This window comes from Streptomyces sp. NPDC126499 (assembly GCF_040302485.1).
GTDB lineage: Bacteria > Actinomycetota > Actinomycetes > Streptomycetales > Streptomycetaceae > Streptomyces.
Map to the genome: position 1 here is coordinate 272753 of NZ_JBEOUO010000002.1, position 19323 is coordinate 292075.

The following is a 19323-nucleotide window of genomic DNA, read 5'->3' on the forward strand; positions in this document are numbered from 1 at the left end:
GGGGAGCAGCGTCGGCGCGTACGCCGTACGGGTGGATGGAGCCGGCGGCTGACGTGACCGTCGGCGTGGCGGCCGGCGGTCCTGGGCAGGCATGAGAGTCGACGTACGGACCCGTGCTGCCGAAGGACCGGAGGAGATGTCGTTGCGCGTCGCCCTGAATGTCGTCGGCGTTGCCGCGCTCCCTGCCTGCCCGGCCGCCTGCACGCACAGCCCCCCGGAGTCCCGGCCCAGGCTCCGGGTGGGCCGGTGACCGAGCGAGGGCCGGGCGCCGGAAGGGCGGAGGCGCTGGCAGGGCTGCTCGCCGAGGCGCACACGCTGCTGCCCGAAACGGTGGCGCTGCGCCGGAGCATCCACCGCTTCCCCGAGCTCGGGGCAGATCTGCCGCGCACCCAGCGCGCCGTCCTGGACGCGCTGGCGCCGCTGGGGTTGGACCTGGCCGCCGGCTCGGGTCTCACCTCGGTGACCGCCACCCTCGACGGTGCCCGGCCCGGTCCCACGGTCCTGCTGCGGGCCGACATGGACGCCCTGCCCCTGGAGGAGGAGACCGGTCTCGACTTCGCGTCCGAAGTGTCCGGGGCCATGCACGCCTGCGGACACGACACGCACACCGCCATGCTGGTCACCGCCGCCCGGCTGCTCGTGGCCCGGCGCTCGCGACTGGCCGGGCGTGTCGTTCTCATGTTCCAGCCCGCGGAGGAATCCGGCGGCGGCGCCCAGCACATGATCGACCAGGGCGTCCTGGAGACCGCGGACGGCGGCCGCGTGGACTGCGCCTTCGCCCTGCACATCACGACCCGCTTCGAAAGCGGCACGCTCCACATGCGGCCCGGCCCCACCTTCGCCGCCTCCGACCTGCTGCACATCGTCGTACGCGGCCGCGGCGGGCACGCCTCCGCCCCGCACCTGGCCCTCGACCCCGTCCCCGTGGCGTGCGAGATCGTCCAGGCGCTGCAGTCCATGGTCACCCGCACCGTCGACGTCTTCGACCCCGCCGTGGTCACCGTCGCCTCGATCCACGCCGGCACCACGACCAATGTCATCCCCGCGACCGCCGAGATCCGCGGCACCGTCCGCACCCTCTCCCCGGCCACCCGGCAGCTCGTGCACGAGGGCATCACCCGCGTCGCCCACCACGTCGCCGCCGCCCACGGGGCCGAGGCGGACGTCACGTCGGCGGACGGCTACCCGCCCGTCGTCAACGACCCCGCCCGCACCGCCGCCCTCCACGACACCGCCGTCGCCCTCCTCGGGCCCGACCGGGTCCACCATCTGGCCGCGCCGGTCATGGGAGCCGAGGACTTCTCCTACGTCCTCCAGCGGGTCCCCGGAGCCATGGCCTTCCTCGGGGCCCGCCGACCGGGCACCCCGCCCGCCGAAGCGCACGACTGCCACTCCAACCGCGTCGTCTTCGACGAGGACGCGCTGGCCACCGGAGCCGCCCTCTACGCGGCCGCGGCCCTCACGGCCGGGCTCCACCGACCGGCTGAAGCCCGACCCCGATGACCCGGCTGAAGCCCGACCCGACGCCACCGACCCGGCTCAATCCCGGCCCCACCGCGTCCACCCACCGGGCGGCCCGCGCCAGGTGGGTGGACACCGGCACCCCGTGCCGCCGTGCGGCGTCGGAGCGCCTTCGCTCGGTCGGGGGCGGGGCTCCGGCCGGCCGGAGCCCCGCCCGGGGTCAGCTGGTGGGGAAGCTGTCGGCGGTGCTGATCCGGCTCTTGATCAACGCGCCCGACTCCGTCAGCACGCCGCTGCTGCTGTAGTCGGTGCCGTTGCAGGTGCCGGGCCGCAGTGCCGCGCTGGACTCGGGCGCGTCGGAGTAGGTCCAGTTCGCGTAGCCGATCTTCAGCTGGTCGAGCAGGTCCAGCCAGGCCGTGGTGCTCGCCCGGTCCAGCGTTCCGCCGCCCGTGGCGCTGACCGTGCCGAACTCCGAGACGAACAGCGGCAGTTGCGAGGCCGCCCGGCTGACCGTGGCGCGGTAGTTGTCCTTGTGGCTCGCGGCGTAGAAGTGGAACGCGTACATGATGTTGGTGGCGTTCACCGGGTTGTTGACGATCTCGCTCTCGTTGGAGCCGTCCGAGACGCCCAGCGAGGACCAGCCGCGGGTGCCGACGATGACGACGGCGTCCGGGTCGGCGGCCCGAATCACCGGGATGACCTGCTCGGCGTAGCTCTTGATGGCCGCCCAGCTCACGCCGTTCGGCTCGTTGGCGATCTCGTAGATCACGTTCTTCTTGGCGGCGTTGCGGGCCGCGACGGACGCGAAGAACGTCTTCGCGCGGTCGAGGTTGTAGTTCGGGTCGCCCGGCGTCAGCGTGTGGAAGTCGATCATCGCGTACATGCCCCGGGCCTCGGCCATGTCGACGAGGCTGTTCACGCGGCTGGTGAAGCCGGCCGGGTCCGTCTCGTAGCCGCTCTCCTGGACGTACATGGCGATACGCAGCAGGTCCGACTTCCAGTCCTTCGCGAGCGCGTCGAGGGAGGCGGTGTTGTAGCACGTGCTGAACCACTGGATGCCGTGCGTGCTCATGCCCCGCAGCTGGATGGGGCGGTTGTACTGGTCGCACAGCTTCACGCCGCAGACGCGGAGCTGACCGTTGACGTCCACGGGGGTGCCGGTGCCGGGGCCGGGCGTCGGCTCTCCGCCTCCCGGCGGGGGCTGTTCGACGCTGCCCGTGCAGGCGACGCCGCCCAGCGTGAACGCCGTCGGCTTCGGGTTGGCGCCCGTGAAGGAGCCCACGAACCCCAGGTCGGTCGACGCGCCGGTGCCCAGCGTGCGGTTCCAGTCGACGGGGGTGGCGGTGACCGTCGCACCGGACTGCGTCCAGGTGGCGTTCCAGCCCTGGACGACCTTCTGCCCGGCGTCGGGCAGGGTGAACTTCAGTGTCCACCCGCTGACCGGCTCACCCAGGTTGGTGATCTTCACCCCGCCCTGGAAGCCTCCCTGCCACTGGCTGGTGACGGTGTAGTCGACCTTGCAGCCGACGGCGGCCGCCGCCGGCGGGTTCGCCAGGGTCATGAGTCCGAGGGCCGTCGCGCCGGTCGCGATCAAGGCCAAGAGGCGTTTCACCGTGTACCTCCTCGTACGGGTCGGAAGGAGCCGTCGGGAGCGCTCCCGTGGGCCGCCGGTGCGCCCTGGTCGGCCACGAAGGAGGCCATCCAGGTCAGGGCGGAGTTCCAGTTGATGGTGAGCTCGTTGGTCGACCAGGACTGGATGTCGTCGATGAAGCAGAACTGCCCGGTGCAGCCCCGCAGTCTGCTCTGGGCGAGCGGGTCCTGGATGCTCGAGTTCGGGCCGCCGGAGAGCGAGCCGGCGGGCGGCTTGGGCAGCTTCGGGTCGAGCTGGCGGGCGTACCAGCGGCTGTGCTGGTTCTGGGCGCTGACCTCGCCGTAGTCCGTGACGTACGAGATGTTCAGGGCGTTGCGGCCCAGGATGTAGTCCATGCTCTGGACGGCCCCGTCGCGGTACCGCGCGGCGCCCGTGATGTCGAAGGCGGTGGCCAGGACCACGGCGTTGTTGAGCATCTGGTGGGTGGATCCCCAGTCGTACGTGTGACCCTCCGGGGCGTACGGCATGCCGTAGGGGTGGGCCTTCAGGGTGGCCAGGTAGCGGTCGGCTCCCTCCCGTACGGACCGGCGGACCTCGTCACGGCCGGGCAGCCGGTTCGGGACGGTGGCCAGGTCGAGGCGGGCGGGGACGGCCGTACGCGCCCAGTCGAAGCTGATCGGCCCGAAGATGTCGGCGGTGTGGAGCGGGGAGTTCAGGACGTGGTCGCGGAACTCCCGGGCGCCCGTGGTCAGATACAGCTCGGTGGCCGCCCAGTAGAACTCGTCGCTGACGTCACGGTCGGCGTAGGTGCCGCCGCCGATGCCGTCGCTCTCGGAGGCCAGCACGTCGGGATGCGCGAGGGCCGCGGCCCACGCCTTGCGCGCGGCGGCGAGCGCGGTGGCGGCGAACCGGGGGTCGTACGCCTTGTAGAGGCGGGCCGCCTGGGCGGCGGTCGCCGCCAGGTTCAGCGTGGCCGCGGTGGTCGGCGGGTGCAGTGCGCGCTTCTGCGGGTCGTCGGCGGGCAGCAGGGGCAGGCCGGTCCACTGCTCGTCGTGGATCTTGTGGTGGACCATGCCGGCGAGCGGCTCGCCGTCCGGCACCTGCATCTTGAGCAGGAACTCCAGCTCCCAGCGGGCCTCGTCGAGGATGTCGGGGACCTTGTTGCCGCTCTCCGGGATGTTCAGCGTCCCGTCGCCCAGCTTCTCGGGGTGCCCGGTGCGGGCGAGGCGGGCGCGCTCGTAGGTGCTGAGGAGCTGCCAGACGGAGATGCCGCCGTTGACGACGTACTTGCCGTGGTCACCGGCGTCGTACCAGCCGCCGGTGACGTCGAGCGCGTAGTCGCACACGCCCACCTGGCAGGGCACGTGGCCGTCTCCCTGGTTCGGGGCGACGTCGACGTGCCCCGCCGCGCGGCCGTAACCGGGCCGCAGGTCGTCGCGGATCTCGATCCCGCTGCGCTGGGTGTAGTAGAACTTCGCGGCGTCCAGGCGGAGCTTCTCGTAGGCGGCCGTGCCGATGTCGAAGGGCCGGCTGGTCTCGCCGTCGGCGACCAGGGTGAGGCCCGACCCGGCCCCGCGGTGGCCGCCGAAGTCGATCGTGTGGACGTTCTGCCCGGAGGAGGGGTCCACCCCGCGCGGCACGGTGCGGCCGCTCGCGACGACCGCGCCGGACGCGTTCTTCAGCTGCCAGGGCAGCGGCTCGGTCGCCTCGGTGACGAGCGTGGCGTTCTTCGGGCCTCCCGGCAGGTAGGCGACCTGGTTGACCCGGACCCGGGGGCCGGTGTCGGGCTTGTACTCCTCCGGCGGCACCCCGCCGAGCAGGGACACGTCGTCGAGGCAGAAGCGCCACGGCTCGGCGGCGCCGCCGAGCTGGAAGGCGACCTGCCCCTGCGGCGTGTCGACGGGCGAGGTGAACGTGTAGGTGTACGTGTTGCCGGAGACGCTCAGCTGTGGGGTGACCTCGTGGTACGCGTCGTACGGCGCCACTTGGAGCCCCACGACGGCGCGCACGGAGTTGCCTTCGGGGGAGCCGGTCGCGCTGAAGCGGAACCGGTACGTCTCTCCCTTGACGAGCGTGAGGTCGTTCTGGCCGACGGCGGCGTCCCAGCGGTTCGCCGTGCCCCCCGGCACGTCGGCGCAGAGTCTGCCGTCGGCCGGTCCGACGGTGACGTTGCTCGTCCACCACGCGTCGGTGCCGGTGTCGAACGTGCCGTTCCTGACCTGCTCGACCTCGTCCGCCCCTGCGGGGCCGGCGGGGACCGCGGTGAGGCCCGCCGCGAGCAGGGCTGTCAGGGACAGCAAGGCGGTTCTGCGTTTGTTCACGTCTCGGCTCCTCACAGGAGACAGGGAGTGACTCACGAATGGGAGCGCTCCCATCGGGCGGGGTCATCCTTGTGGCTGGAGCGCCGGGCCGTCAACGCCCCGGACGCGACCCGTTGCGCGAGGAGGCGCGAGCAACTCCTCTTTCACGCCGGTGAAGTGGACCGCCCCGGCCGACGCCCGAGCGGAGTTCCCGCTGCCGAGAGGCGGATCCGCTCGGCCCGTCGCCTCCCGCGGCCCGGCCGCGGCGAGGTGCCGGCCGTCTGCGGAGACGTACCGGCGGCGCCCGCGGTGACGTACCTGCCGCCCGCCGAGGCGTATCGGCCGAGGACGCGACGGGCCGTAGGATCGGGGGCTCTTGGGGGTGTCACTATGCTGAGACGCGGTTCGGGCACACCGACGCTGGAGGAGGTCGCCGCCCGCGCGGGAGTGGGGCGCGGCACGGTCTCCCGAGTGATCAACAAAGCGTCAGGGGTCAGGGAGTCCACCCGTCGTGCCGTGCAGCGCGCCATCGACGAACTGGGCTACGTGCCCAACCTGGCGGCGCGTTCCCTGGCCGGGCGGCCCGCCGGCGCCGTCGCGCTGGTGATGACGAAGACGGACTGGCGCCTGTTCGGAGAGCCGTTCTTCTCGGAGGTCGTGCGAGCCGTCGGGGACGCCCTCTCCGAGGCGGGCCTCCAGCTGCTGCTCACTCTCGTCCGCACGGACGACGAGCGGCGACGGCTCGTGGAGTACGTGCGCGGAGGCCGGGTCGACGGGGTGCTGCTGATGTCGGTGCCGGCCGAGGACGCGCTGCCCGACATGCTCGCCGACGCGGGCCTGCCCACGGTGCTGCTGGGCAGGCGCTCGGGTGACGAGCGGGTGACGTACGTGGACACGGACAACGTCGGCGGCGCGCGCGCCGCGGTCCGGCATCTGGCCGGCGGAGGCCGGAAGGCCATCGCCGCGATCACCGGACCGCCCGACATGTACGTCGCCCAGTGCAGGCTGCGGGGCTACCGGGAGGCGCTGGCCGACGCCGGGCTCCCCGAGGTGCCGTCCCTGGTGGTGGAGGGTGATTTCACCGAGGCCAGTGGGCGGCGGGCGATGGCGGAGCTCATCGAACGGCACCCCGCGGTCGACGCCGTCTTCGCCGCGTCCGACAGCATGGCCGCCGGTGCGCTGACCGCCCTGCTCGCGGCGGGGCGGAGGGTGCCGGAGGACGTGGCGGTGGTCGGCTTCGACGACTTCGAACTGGCCGAGCGGACGGAGCCGCCGCTGACCACCGTCCGTCAGCCGATGGAGGAGATCGGCCGGACCATGGTGCGTCTGCTCCTCGAGGAGATGGAGCAGCCGGAGGTGGCCTGGCGTCATGTGATCCTGCGGACGCGGCTGATGGTGCGCGGATCCGCCTGAGGGTCTTCGGGGCGGCTCGTGGCCCGCCGCCCCGACTCGCGGCCTCGGCCGGTCGGGCGGCCGGATGCTCTGCCGTGGGCGGGCGTCCCGGGAGGCGCCGGAGGCAGGGCGGGCGGCCGAGATGTCGGGAGCGCTCCCACGTCCTTCCGCCGTTGCCGGCCTCTTTCCCGCCCGTGCGAGGGGAACGCGCTGCGGCGTTTGACCTGCTCCTCTGGATTCTCGCGATGCCGGACGGCTTGTCAGGGCACCGCGTCCCTCCTACAGTCCCCTCCGAAGCTGCTCGTGGGAGCGCTCCCAAAATGTGTTGAGGTCGACCCCCGAACCCGCCCCGGCCCAGCCGGCGACGGCGAGGAGGAGAGCAACAGCCCGGATCAGCCCGCCCACATAGGCACAGGAGACATCCATGGTTCGACGCAAGAAGCGACTGCTCTCGCTGGCAGCGGTCTTCGCGACCCTGCTCGGCGGAATCGGCCTGGCTCTGCTGGGTCACAGCAGCGCCCAGGCCCACGGCGTCACGATGATGCCGGGATCGCGCACCTACCTCTGTTACCTCGACGCCAAGACCAGCACCGGCGCGATGGACCCGACCAACCCGGCCTGCCGGGCCGCGCTCAACGAGAGCGGTGCCTCGTCGCTCTACAACTGGTTCGCCGTGCTCGACTCCAACGCGGGCGGACGCGGACCCGGTTACGTTCCGGACGGAAAACTGTGCAGCGCCGGTGACCGGTCGCCGTACAACTTCACCGGATACAACGCCGCCCGCGCGGACTGGCCCCGTACGCACCTGACATCCGGGAAGACGATCCAGGTCAAGCACAGCAACTGGGCCGCGCACCCGGGCTCCTTCCGGGTCTACCTCTCCAAGCCGGGATACTCGCCGACCACCGAACTGGGCTGGGACGACCTGGAGTTGATACAGACCGTCACCGACCCGCCGCAGACGGGCTCGCCCGGCACGGACGGTGGCCACTACTACTGGAACCTGAACCTGCCGTCGGGCCGCTCGGGCGACGCGGTGATGTTCATCCAGTGGGTGCGCTCGGACAGCCAGGAGAACTTCTTCTCCTGCTCGGACATCGTCTTCGACGGCGGCAACGGCGAGGTCACCGGCATCCGGGGCTCGGGCGGCACCCCCACCCCCACCCCCACCCCCACCCCCACTCCCACCCCGACCCCGACTCCCACGCCGACGCCCACTCCCACCCCGACCGATCCGCACACCGGGTGCATGGCCGTCTACAACGTCACCAACGCCTGGAACGGTGGGTTCCAGGGCTCCGTCGAGGTGATGAACCACACCACGACGGCGCGAGACGGCTGGGCCGTGCGCTGGAAGCCCGGCGCCGGCACGAGGGTCAGCAGCGTCTGGAACGGAGCCCTGACCACCGGATCCGACGGCACGCTCACCGTCGCGAACCTCGACTACAACCGGACCATCCCGCCGGACGGCAGCGTCACCTTCGGCTTCACGGCGACCTCGACCGGCAACAACTTCCCGGTCGGCTCGATCGGCTGCGTCACCCCGTAGCCGCCGAGTGAGGGAGCGCCGCTTCCCGCCGCGCGCGGGAGGCGGCGCTCCGGCCACGACGACGGCCCCCGCGTCCGCGACGGACGGCTCAGCGCCGCGGCGAAGCCGGCGGCAGTGAAACCCGAACCAGTCTCGGGGGCCCCGCGCTTCAGCGCTGCGGGCCCTCCGGGGCCACGGCGCCGCGGTCCTGAGCCGCGAGGAAGCCCCGCATGCCCGAGAGCAGGGCCTCCCGCTCCGCCGGGCCCATGGCGGCGAGCACGGTGCCCAGGGCGTGGGAGCGGCGGGCGGCCACCTCGCCGAGGACCTGCAGGCCCTGTCCGGTGAGGTTCAACCGCACTTCCCGCCGCTTGTGCGGGTGCAGCACCCGCTCCAGCAGACCGGCCGCCTCCAGGCGGTCGCACAGCCGGCTGGCGGTCGGCAGCCCTATGTCCATGCCTTCGGCCAGGGCGGTCAGATTGAGCCCCGGCTCCGATTCGAGCAGCCTCAACGCCCGTAGCTGGTGGGGCGACAGCCGCGGATTCGCCCCCTGCGCGGCCGTCGTCCAGAGGTTCGCGAGACCGTCCACCGCATCGGCGATCTCCCCCGCGAGGGCCAGGGGCTCGACGCCCGCCCCCCTCGCCGGGTCGTCACCCCCCGAGCCACTGAGCCGAGTCACGAACACATCGCTTTCCCTAAGGGCCTGCTCACCTCGATACCACCCTCATGCAAGCGCGGTACCCGAAGAGCCGTCGAGCACGCACCGCCGGCCGGGCCATCGTAGGGCTCGGGACGGGGAAGGAGTCGCTTCCGCGTCGGAAGAGAGCGGCCACGCGTCCGAGGTCTTCCGCTTCCCCTACCCGCCCTTCCGCTTCCCACGCTGCCCGTTGTCCGCCGTCGCGGTGACGGGTGCGGGCCGCGCGGGCCGCCGTGGGGTCGGACCGGGGAGCGGCCGGGCGAAGAGAGGGAGAGGCTCGGTGGTGCCGCCGAGGACGCTCGGCAGGGCGTCGTGCGACGACGAAGGCGATCGAGAACGGCGAGCCGTGATCGGGAGGAGGTGGCGAGGGGCGGCCTTCAGGCTCCCCTCGCCACCTGGGTCACGGCACGATCAGGTCGGGTACGACGGTCCGCAGGCGGTCCGCCGAGAGGACGCCGTCGCGGACGAGGACCGGCGCCTCGCCGCTGAGGTCCACGATCGACGAGGAGACGGGGCCGGCCGTGGGGCCGCCGTCGAGGTAGACGGCGACCGAGTCGCCCAGCATGCCCTGCGCCGCGTCGCAGTCCTGGGGCGAGGGACGGTCGGTGAGGTTGGCGCTGGAGACCGCCAGCGGTCCCGTCGCGGCGAGCAGGTCGAGCGTCAGCGGGTGGTCCGGCATGCGGATCGCGACCGTGCCGGCGGTCTCGCCCAGGTCCCAGGCCAGCGAGGTCCGGTGCCTGACCACCAGGGTCAGCCCGCCCGGCCAGAAGGCGTCGATCAACGCCCGGGCCGCGTCGGGCAGTTCCTCGGTCAGGCCGTGCAGGGCCTCGGGGGAGTCGACGAGCACCGGAGACGGCTTCTGCCGCCCCCGGCCCTTCGCCGCGAGCAGCCCGGCCACCGCCGCCGGGTCGAAGGCGTCCGCCCCGACCCCGTAGACGGTGTCCGTCGGCACGACCACGAGCCGGCCCTGCCGTACGGCGGCCGCCGCCTCCTTCAGTCCCTCCGTACGGGCGGACGGGTCGGAGCAGTCGAAGCGGAGCGTCACGGCGCCAGTGCCTCCTGCTGTACGTCGCCGCGGGTGGTGACGACGCGGGCGTTGCCTTCGGCGAGGGCGTAGCCGAGTCCGGCGATGGCGACCTCGCCGGCCTTGACCTGTTCGGCGAGGAGGCGGGAGCGGTCGAGGAGGTGGTCGACGGTGTGGCCGATGTGCTCGTCGATGATGTCGTTGTCGGCGGTGAGGCCGGCGGTGCGGGCGGCCAGGATGCTGGGGGTGACGCGTTCGACGACGTCGCGGACGAAGCCGCCCGCGGCGAAGCCGTCCTCGACGGCCGCGCGGGCCGCGGCGACCGCGCCGCAGGAGTCGTGGCCGAGGACGACGACCAGGCGGGCACCGAGGACGCTGGTGGCGTACTCGACGCTGCCGAGCACCTCCGGGCCGATGACGTGCCCGGCGGTGCGGACCACGAACAGGTCCCCGAGCCCCTGGTCGAAGATGATCTCGGCCGCCAGGCGCGAGTCGGAGCAGCCGAGGATCACGGCGAACGGCTCCTGGCCGGGAGCCAGCTCCGTACGACGGGCAGCGTCCTGGTTCGGGTGCTCCGGCGTGCCCGACACGAAACGCCGGTTGCCGGAGAGAAGGGCGTCCATGGCGACGGAAGGAGAGGTTCTAGGCATGCGATCAGCCTATGCCTTGGCGCCGCCGCCCCACCGCCCGGCCTGCCGATGGAGCGGGCGGCGTCTTCCGGTCAACGTCTCTAGATGAACATGAATATCGTCCGCTACTGTGTGCCCGCTCGTACCGGGTGACCTCCGGGACGGGCCTGTCGGGATTCCGCCGGACCGGGCGGACCAGGAGCGAGGGGGCAGGGCGTGGGCGAGGGCGCGACGAGAACGGCGGCAGCGCTGCCACCACCGGCAGCACCCCTCTTCGGACCGCGTGAGGAGAAGAGCGATCCGGAGCGGAAGCGCCGGGCCAGGGCGGGCGTCTTCGGCTCGGCGGCCGTCGGCACCGCGGTGGTAGCGGTGCTCGCCGGGCCGTGGCTGGAGCGGCTGCTCGGAGTGGCGGCGCTCGGGGCGTGGCGGACGCTGCTCGTCGCCATCGTGGTGCAGGGCGTGCCGTTCCTCCTGCTCGGCACCGTCGTCTCGGCGGCCATCGGCGCCTTCGTCCCCGCCCGGGTCTTCTCCAGGGCGCTGCCCCGCAACCCCGTGTTCGCCGTCCCCGTGGCCGGTGCGGCCGGCGTGGTGCTCCCCGGCTGCGAATGCGCCTCGGTGCCGGTCGCGGGAAGCCTGATGCGGCGGGGCGTCGCCCCCGCGGCGGCGCTGACGTTCCTGCTCGCCGCGCCCGCCGTCAATCCGGTGGTGCTGGTCTCCACGGCCATCGCCTTCCCCGGCAGTCCGGAGATGGTGGCCGCGCGCTTCGGCGCCTCGCTCGTCACCGCGGTCGTCATGGGCTGGCTGTGGATCCGATGGGGGCGCGAGGAGTGGCTGCGGCTGCCGACGGGGCGCGCCGGGCACGCGCCGGGCGCGAGCCGGTTCGCGGCCTTCCGGCGCGGGCTGCAGCACGACTTCCTGCACGCGGGCGGCTTCCTGGTGGTCGGCGCCATGGCCGCCGCGACCTTCAACGTCCTCGTACCGCCGTCGGTCCTCGAGGTCTTCGCGGATTCGCCGTGGCTCGGGGTTCTCGTGGCGGCGGTGCTCGCGGTGCTCCTGTCGGTGTGCTCGGAGGCGGACGCGTTCGTCGCGGCCTCCTTCACCGGCTTCTCGCCCACCGCCCGCCTCGCGTTCATGGTGGTCGGACCGATGGTCGACATGAAGCTCATCGCCCTGCAGTCGGGGGCCTTCGGGCGGGCGTTCGCGATGCGGTTCAGCGCCGCCACGTTCGTCGTGGCCGTCCTGTGCTGCGTACACGTCGGAGGCGTACTGCTGTGACCGCCCAACCCCGCACGCGCGCGTGGCGCCGCCGCCCGCTGACCGAACTCGGCCTGCCCTTCCTGCTGGTGCTCACCGGTGCCGGCCTGTTGCGCGCCACCGTGCGCAGCGACGTCTACCTCCGGTACGTGAAGGAAGGACTGTGGCCCTACCTCGTCGCCTCCGGCGTCCTGCTCGTCGCCCTCGGTCTCGCGGGACTCGGCGCCGAGGTGACGCGCCGGCTGCGCCAGCCGGTGCTGCGGCGTGACGCGTCCGGCCGCGCGTACTGGCACCACCCGGCCGACGACCACGCGGAAGCACACGACGAAGACGGGCACGGCGACGGATACGGGCATGGCGGCGCCACCCGCGTCGCCTGGCTCCTGGCCGTACCGGCCCTCACGCTCCTGTTCGTCGCGCCGCCCGCGCTCGGCTCGTACACCGCCTCCCGGGAGGGCTCGGCGGCCCGCGTCGAGCGGACCGCCTACGAGGAACTGGCGGACGCGCCGACCACCCCCATGGCGCTGGAGGAGTTCATCGGGCGTTCCCTGTACGACTCGATGAGCCTGCGCGGCCGCAAGATCCGGCTCCTCGGCTTCGTCACCGCCGGCAGGACCCCGGACACCTGGTACCTCAACCGCCTCAAGGTCGGCTGCTGCGCGGGCGACGCCCGGACGCTGCGCGTGGAGATGCACGGCGCGAAAGCACCCGCCGACGACACCTGGGTCGAGGTCACGGGCGTCTGGCGCCCCGAGGAGACCACCGCCGACGACCCCGTCCCCACCCTGGACGTCGGCGCCGTCCGGACCGTCCCCGAGCCCCGTAACCCGTACCAGGACGCACCGCCCACGGCCGGCTGAAGGTCCGAGGAGGGGAGCGACGGCGGACTGGCCGATCACGCCGGCGGCCGGCCAGGCCGCCGGCCCCGTCTCCCCGGGCGGCACGGGCAGCCCGCCGGCCGGTCGCGTTCGCCTCACAGGGGCGGCGCCACCGGGTCCCCGCTGGAGGCGCGGACGACGAGTTCCGGAGGGAGGCGGCGGGGGGCGGGCGGCTTGCCGGCGAGGTGCTGGAGCAGTTCCCGGACGGCCGCGCGCCCCAGGTCCGTCATGGGGGAGCGGACGCTGGTCAGGGGGACGGGGAGTTCCGCCGCGACGGGGATGTCGTTGAAACCGGCGAGTGCCAGGTCGGCGCCGATCCGCAGGCCGAGGTCGCGGGCCGCGCCCATGGCGCCGATCGCGGCCAGGTCGTTCACCGCGAACAGGGCCGTGGGGCGGGGTGCGGAGCCGAGGAGGCCGGTGGCGGCGCGGCGGCCTCCGGCGGTGTCGAACGCGCAGTGACGCACGGCGGCCGAGGGCAGCGGGAGCCCCGCCTCGCGGTAGCGGTCGACGAAACCGGCGGTGCGATCGGCTCCCGTACTGGCGAACGCCTCGCCCGCGATCACCCCGACCCGCCGGTGCCCCAGACCGAGGAAGTGCTCGGCCACCAGCCGCCCGCCCAGGTAGTCGTCGCACGTGACGGCCGGATGGCCGCCCTCCGCACGGCGGTTGACCAGCACGAACGGCGTGTCGTGCAGCGCGGGGCCGGACAGCGCCGCGCCGTCCAGGTGCGCGTCGCCGATGATCAGCCCGTCCACACGGCGCGCCAGCACCATCGCGATCCGCTCGCGCTGCGTGGCCGGTTCGTCATGGGTGTTGGTCACGAACGTGGAGAACCCCCGCGCGGTGGCCTCCTCCTCGATGCCCTCGTAGATCGTGGCCACCACGATCTCGGACAGGCGGGGGAACAGCACGCCGATGAGGTTGCTGCGGCGCGTCCGCAGGCTGGTGGCATGGGGGTTGGGCCGGTAGCCGAGCTCGGCGGCCAGATCCCTGACCCGTTGCGCGGTCCGCGCCGAGGCCGCGCGCTGCCGGGCGCCCGGCGATCCGTGCAGAACCCGGGAGACGGTGGAGACGTGCAGCCCGAGCCGGTCGGCGATCTCCTGCAACGTCACCGAGTCCCCCACGCCGGATTCCCCTTCCCTCGCCCACCCCCGCGGCCGTGTACGGCGGCCGTCACCCGTACGCGTGGATCATCGCAGAGCGACGGGCCGCTCCGCACCCGCCGCCCCGCCCCCGCGCCGGTCACCGCCCGGTCAGCATCTCCAGCAACTCCCCGCCCACCACCGGCCGTCCGCTCACCATCCTGCCCACGCGCTGCGCCTGGAACGTGTCCGTCCCACGGCCGCGCGCCACCAGATACACGTCGGGCGTGACCGCCAGGTGGGGAGAGGAAGCCCTGGCGTGGACGTCGGCTGCGACCCGGGCGAGCACGCCCGCGAGCTCGGCGGCCGTGGCCGGCCGCGCGGGGGCCACCAGGAGGTTGCGCATCTGCGGCAGGCACAGCAGGATCCCCTCCGGCGCGGGCGTGCCGAAGAGGGCGGGCCCCAGCCAGTCGGGAGCGATGGCGCGGGACGCCACGAACACGTCGTCCGGGTGCCACAGCTCCGCGATCACATCGCCGTCACCCGTCTCGGTACGGACGGTCCGGAGCCCTTCGAACCCGCAGACGTTCCGTCGCGCACTGCCCCACAGGCTCTCCAGCTCCGCACCGGAGAACGGGCGCGGATCGACGAAGGAGACCTCCTCGCCCCGGCGGACGGCGAGCGCCGTCTTCAGACCCGGCAGCACGTTCCGGTGGACGCGCTCCAGGGCGGGCGGGAACCGGTCGGGCGGCAGGAACACCGGATGCACCCGGTCCGCCAGGTCCTGTGCCGGAACGCTCGCCCGCGGCCCGGAGCCGGCCGGCACGGCTCGGTCCCGGGGGTCGTGGGTGGGTACGCCTCGGGCCTGGGGCTCCTGGGTGGGTACGCCTCGGGCCTGGGGCTCCTGGGTGGGTACGGCTCGGTCCCGGTGCTCCTGGGTGGGTACGGCTCGGTCATCGGGCGGCGCGGCCTGGCGGGCGGAGGACGGCGTCGTACGGCGTCGCCCCGGCCACCACCTCAGGAGACTCCTCCTCCGCTCCCGGCCCGCCGGTACGGGTGGGCCGCCGGCCGCCGTCGAGACCGCATCCCCGGCCTGGCCCGAGCCGGCCGAAGGCGGGTCCGCCCCCGGCCAGGCCCCTGGACGAGCCGCCCCCGTACGAGCCGCCCCCTGTCGGTCCGCCCCCGGCCGGGCCGCCTGCTCGGGTGCCCGCTCGGCTTCCGCCTCGGGTGCCTGCTCCGCCGCCCGACGCCGCCACACCCGCGCCTCCCGGATCCACCGGGTCACCCGCGGATGCGACTCGCCCCAGCGCTCCACCGCCGTCGCCACCACCTCGGCGTACATCCGGGCCGCCCGCGTCGCGTCCCCCGCGTCTCCGGTCCAGCCCGCCAGGCTCGCCCACGCCTCCAGCGCTTCGAGACTGTCCGGCCCGAAGCGGCCCCGCGCCCGGGGCACAAGCTCCTCGTACAGGTCCCGGGCCGCGGCCGCGTCCCCCGCGGCGCCCAGCGTGTAGGCGACGCCCTCCAGGGCCTCCAGCGTGAGCGCATGCCCCGGGCCCAGTTCCCGTGCGCAGTCCTCGTACAGCGACCGGAACAGCCCGACGGCCTCGGCGGGCGCGAACCTCCGTGTCCAGAAGGCCTGTTGGTGACGCCACTGCGCGATGCGCTCGGCCGGCGGCGCCGCCTGCGCGGAGCGGGCCGTTTCAAGGGCCCGCGCGTACTGCCGCGCCGCGGACTCCGGCCGCCCGGCGCGCCCGTACAGCTCGGCCAGCTCCACCCGCGCCTCGGCGACGGCCGCCGCCAGGGTCGGCTCCGCCGGGTCCACCGCGTCACCGACCCGCCGCAGCACGTCCTCCTGCAGCAGGATCGCCTCGCTCGTGTTGCCGGCGAGCGCGAGGACGGTGACCCGCATCCGGCGCAGACGCAACACCTCCGGAGCTCCCGGGCCCAGAGCGACCGCCGCGGACTCCACCAGCTCACCGAGCTCGAACGCGGCCTGCGCCGGATCACCCGCCTCCGCGCGCCAGCGGATCTCCTCGGCGCGCAGCACGAACGCCTCGGGGTCCTCCGGCCCGTAGAAGTCGGCAGCCTCCCGGGCGAGTTCGTCGAACGACTGCCGCAGCTTCGCCGCCGCGCTCTTCGGCACCTCCCCGGCCCAGGCCGCCGACCCCGGAACCGCCCACGGCGGCAGGGCCGAGCCGGTCAGCCCGTCGGCGCGTTCGCGGAGCCGGGCGATGCGCTCCCGCAGCCGCCGGTCGCGTGACCGGTCCAGCATCGCGCCGAGGACACGCGCGTCCGGTACGGCGTGCAGCACGGCCCGCGCGTAGGAGTCGAGTGCCGGTCGAAGCCGTCCCAGGGCGCTGCCGAACGACGCGGAGACGTCCTCGGCGCCCAGTTCCGCCACGAGCTCCGGCGGCGACGGGCGGTCCTGCGGGCGGCGGGCGAGGCAGCCGGCGACGAGCTCCCGCAGGCCGGGCGCCAGCCCGGACAGCTCGGGGACGCCCTCCACGGTCTGGACCTGCAGTTCGAGCGCGGTGCTGCCCCGCCACGGCAGCCGCCCGGTCGCCGCGTAGTACAGCAGCACGCCCAGCGAGAAGACGTCGGCGGCACCCGTCAGACGGTCGGGATCGGTGATCTGTTCCGGGGCCATGAAGCCGGGCGTGCCCCACACCTCGCCCACCGTGAGGGTCCGGCCCTCCATCCGGGCGATGCCGAAGTCGATCACGCGCGGTCCGTCGGCGCCGAGCAGCACGTTCCCCGGCTTGAGATCACGGTGGATGATCCCCGCCTCGTGGATGCCGGCCAGTGCCACGGCGATGCCGCCGCCCAGCGCCCGCACCACGGCCTCCGCGAGCGGGCCGAGGTGCCGGACGACATGGTCGACGGGCGGAGCGGGGACGAAGGCCTGGGCCAGCCACGGCACGGCGGACTCGGTCTCGGCCGCGATCACCGGCACCACGTACGGGTTGCGGACCCGGCGGGCGGCCTGCACCTCGCGGGTGAACCGGTGACGTATCCGCTCCTCGCCGAGCAGCTCGGGACGGACCGTCTTCACGGCGGCGAGCACCCCGTCGGGAGCGACGCACAGGTGCACCTCGCCCATGCCGCCCGCGCCCAACCGGTGCAGGACGCGGAACGGCCCCACCGTACGGGCGGTTTCCGCCCCTGTCGTCTCCACCGCCGCCGCCCGCGCCCATGTCGGCGGTGCCAGGTCCACCCCGCCGGCCGCTCCCGCCGCCCGCCCGGACCTGTCCGACCTGACCGGCCTGTCCGGACCCTCCGGCCGGGCCGGCCTGGCCCGCGCGGTGCGCGCCAGAAGGTGGCGCGGATCCGGGACCCGCTCCCCGCCCGCACCGTCCCGCTCGGGACCCCCGTCCAGCTCGGGACCCCCGTCCCCCGTCGGACCCATCGCCCACCCCCGTCGGCTGCCGCAACACCGGTGTGTCACACCCCGGTTGAGGGAAACCCTGGCATGCCCAAACGTTTGGCGCAATGGTTTGGGCACGCGGCACGTGGGACACCGCGGTCATGGACAGGGCTCGGTGACCGTCCGCCGCTCAGGTGGTCTCCCAGGCGGCCAGGCGGTCGCTCAGGCGGCCGTCACGTGTCTCCGGGACCCTCGGACCGGAGGAAGGCCGACGTGCAGGACGCAGATGTCGTCGCGGCGGACGTGCGGCGTGACGAGAGCCTCCAGGATGCCGTCCAGGACCCGGGCGCCGCCGGAGCACGCCGCCGCGGTACGGGACAGGCGGGCGAGGCCTTCCCCGATCTCCTCGCCCGGCTCCTCGACCAGGCCGTCCGTGTACAGCAACAGCTGGTCGCCCGGCAGCAGTTGGACGGAGGCGGAGTCGTACCGCGACGTGGGTACGGCGCCCAGGAGGACGCCGTGCGGAGCGGTGAGGAGACGGGCCTCTCCGTCACGGACGAGCAGCGGCGGGAGATGCCCGGCCTGGACCCAGGTGAACCGTGACGATTCCGGCTCGTAACGGGCCATGATCATGGTGGCGGTGCTGAAGTTCCGCTCGGCGCTGTGCAGCAGAAGCGTGTTGAGCCGGGAGAGGATCTGCGGCAGCGGCGTGCCGGTGATCGCCATGCCCTTGGCGGTGAAGCGCAGCTGGGCCATCGTGGCCACCGCGTCGAGGCCGTGCCCGGCGACGTCACCGACGACGAGCAGCGCGCTGCCGTCGGGCAGTTCGATGGCGCTGTACCAGTCCCCACCGACGTTGAGCCCCTCCTGCAGGGGCTGGTAGGCGACGTCCACGGTGAGGCCGGCCAGGCTCAGGGACTGCTGGGGGAGCGGCAGCAGGGCGTGCTGGAGGCGGGCGGCGAGATCGCGCTCGGCGTCGAGCAGGCTGCGGTGTGCCAGCGCGGCCCGCTCGTGCCGGAGCAACTGCTCCTCGGCCTGCTTGAGGGCCGTGAGGTCCTGGAAGAAGCCGTGCACCTCGACGGGGGCGCCCCGCAGGTCCACGTCCGCCTCGGCCACGATCCGGACGTGCCGCACCTGCCCCTCGGATCCGGTGACGCGGAAGGTGTGGTCGATGGGCCGACCGTCGTCCAGCAGACACCGCACGCTGTCGGCCAGCGCCGGCAGGTCCTCGTCGACGACATGGGAGGGCAGCTCCTCCAACGTCATCGGACCGAGGACCGGATCCCGGTCGAAGATCGCGTAGACCTCCTCGGACCAGGTGATGGCATTGCGCAGCAGGTCCCAGTCCGCCCACCCCATCCGGGCGAGCCGCTGCATGGCCCGCAGTCTGCGCCGGTCCCGCTCGCCGTCGTCCAGGCGGACCCAGGAGACGATCAGTCCCGCGTGGCAGGCCGCGGCCCGCACGGCGAAGCGCGACCGGCGGGACACGCCGGCGACGACCTCCTCGTAGTCGAAGGGCTCGCTCTCGTAGCGCACGCCCGTCTCCAGCGCCGACAGATAGCCCCGCCACAGCTCGCTGCCGACCACGGAGGGATACGTCTCGCGGACGCTCAGGCCCACCAGCTCCGATCCCCTCCGGGCACCGGCGTCGACCGCCTCCGGCGACGACGCCGTGATCCGGAAGTCCGTGACCTCTCCGCGCGCCCCGTACACCGGCAGCAAGAAGGTGGCCGAGCCCGGCAGTGCGTCCAGCACCTCCTGAACCGCCGGCATCGACACGGCGGGCAGGGCCGGGACGCCTCGGTCCACCCCGTTCCGCCGCGGCAGGTAACGGCTCGAGGAGAACGGGGAGGCACCCGCCTCCGTATCGAAGCCGCCCCCTCGTGACGAGGGGACGGACGGCAGCTCGCGGTCGGTCATACGACGAGCATGACACGCCCTGCCACCCTCTCCACCAGCCCCACGGAACCTCGAGGTCCACGCCCCTCCCACCCCATGGGCACCACCGGCATCGCAGCGCATCCGCCGGAGCGGTCCGCGCAGGCCTCTCCGCGCGGCGGATCGCCGCCAGATCGTCGCCCGGTGGTCGCCCGGTCGTCGCCGGGCGGTCGCGGACTCTTGGGCGG

At 73.7% G+C, this 19323-nt stretch carries 12 protein-coding genes and 1 pseudogene; 5 read left to right on the plus strand and 8 right to left on the minus strand.

The annotated features are described in order from the left end of the window. Positions 1–246: 246 nt before the first annotated feature. On the plus strand, positions 247–1503 hold the full coding sequence (locus tag ABTZ91_RS03935; RefSeq protein WP_352075520.1) for a M20 family metallopeptidase: 1257 nt from the start codon (positions 247–249) through the stop codon (positions 1501–1503). A gap of 178 nt (positions 1504–1681) precedes the next feature. Here the strand turns inward: ABTZ91_RS03935 and ABTZ91_RS03940 are convergent, their stop codons facing one another. Beyond that, the gene (locus tag ABTZ91_RS03940) at positions 1682–3073 is read right to left on the minus strand and encodes a cellulase family glycosylhydrolase (protein ID WP_352075521.1); all 1392 of its coding nucleotides are present in this window, start codon (positions 3071–3073) and stop codon (positions 1682–1684) included. Between the two features lie 62 nt (positions 3074–3135). After that, positions 3136–5373 (minus strand): annotated as a pseudogene (locus ABTZ91_RS03945) (glycoside hydrolase family 9 protein); the annotation flags it as partial. Positions 5374–5742: 369 nt separating this feature from the next. Here ABTZ91_RS03945 and ABTZ91_RS03950 point away from each other — a divergent pair. Next, positions 5743–6765 (plus strand): LacI family DNA-binding transcriptional regulator, encoded by a 1023-nt coding sequence (locus tag ABTZ91_RS03950; RefSeq protein WP_352075522.1) that lies wholly within the window; start codon positions 5743–5745, stop codon positions 6763–6765. Positions 6766–7168: 403 nt separating this feature from the next. Continuing rightward, positions 7169–8293, plus strand: coding sequence for a lytic polysaccharide monooxygenase (locus tag ABTZ91_RS03955; RefSeq protein ID WP_352075523.1), 1125 nt, complete (start codon positions 7169–7171; stop codon positions 8291–8293). 148 nt (positions 8294–8441) lie between these two features. Here the strand turns inward: ABTZ91_RS03955 and ABTZ91_RS03960 are convergent, their stop codons facing one another. The 3 genes from ABTZ91_RS03960 to ABTZ91_RS03970 all read right to left on the minus strand — a co-directional run bounded on the left by ABTZ91_RS03960 (position 8442) and on the right by ABTZ91_RS03970 (position 10640). After that, positions 8442–8948 carry a MarR family transcriptional regulator gene (locus ABTZ91_RS03960; RefSeq protein WP_352075524.1) on the minus strand — a complete coding sequence of 169 codons (507 nt, stop codon included), beginning with the start codon at positions 8946–8948 and terminating at the stop codon, positions 8442–8444. A gap of 418 nt (positions 8949–9366) precedes the next feature. Next, a complete protein-coding gene (locus ABTZ91_RS03965) occupies positions 9367–10011 on the minus strand; it encodes an L-threonylcarbamoyladenylate synthase (protein ID WP_352075525.1) in 645 nt (214 codons plus the stop codon). Continuing rightward, positions 10008–10640: a carbonic anhydrase gene (locus tag ABTZ91_RS03970; protein ID WP_352075526.1), complete on the minus strand. Its 633-nt coding sequence runs from the start codon at positions 10638–10640 to the stop codon at positions 10008–10010. Before ABTZ91_RS03970 ends, ABTZ91_RS03965 begins: the two co-directional genes overlap by 4 nt. Positions 10641–10835: 195 nt before the next feature. Between ABTZ91_RS03970 and ABTZ91_RS03975 the strand changes: the two genes are divergently transcribed. Then, entirely contained in the window at positions 10836–11894 is a 1059-nt protein-coding gene (locus ABTZ91_RS03975; protein ID WP_352075527.1) for a permease, read from the plus strand. Further along, a complete protein-coding gene (locus tag ABTZ91_RS03980) occupies positions 11891–12733 on the plus strand; it encodes a TIGR03943 family putative permease subunit (protein ID WP_352075528.1) in 843 nt (280 codons plus the stop codon). The genes ABTZ91_RS03975 and ABTZ91_RS03980 overlap by 4 nt, the downstream gene beginning before the upstream one ends. 113 nt (positions 12734–12846) lie before the next feature. Here ABTZ91_RS03980 and ABTZ91_RS03985 read toward each other — a convergent pair whose 3' ends face one another. From ABTZ91_RS03985 to ABTZ91_RS03995, 3 genes are all read right to left on the minus strand, one after another. Next, positions 12847–13875, minus strand: a complete 1029-nt coding sequence (locus ABTZ91_RS03985) for a LacI family DNA-binding transcriptional regulator (RefSeq protein WP_352075529.1) — start codon at positions 13873–13875, stop codon at positions 12847–12849. A gap of 118 nt (positions 13876–13993) precedes the next feature. Continuing rightward, positions 13994–17047 carry a protein kinase domain-containing protein gene (locus ABTZ91_RS03990; RefSeq protein WP_352075530.1) on the minus strand — a complete coding sequence of 1018 codons (3054 nt, stop codon included), beginning with the start codon at positions 17045–17047 and terminating at the stop codon, positions 13994–13996. A gap of 372 nt (positions 17048–17419) precedes the next feature. Beyond that, a complete protein-coding gene (locus ABTZ91_RS03995) occupies positions 17420–19117 on the minus strand; it encodes a SpoIIE family protein phosphatase (RefSeq protein ID WP_352075531.1) in 1698 nt (565 codons plus the stop codon). Between the last annotated feature and the right edge of the window lie 206 nt (positions 19118–19323).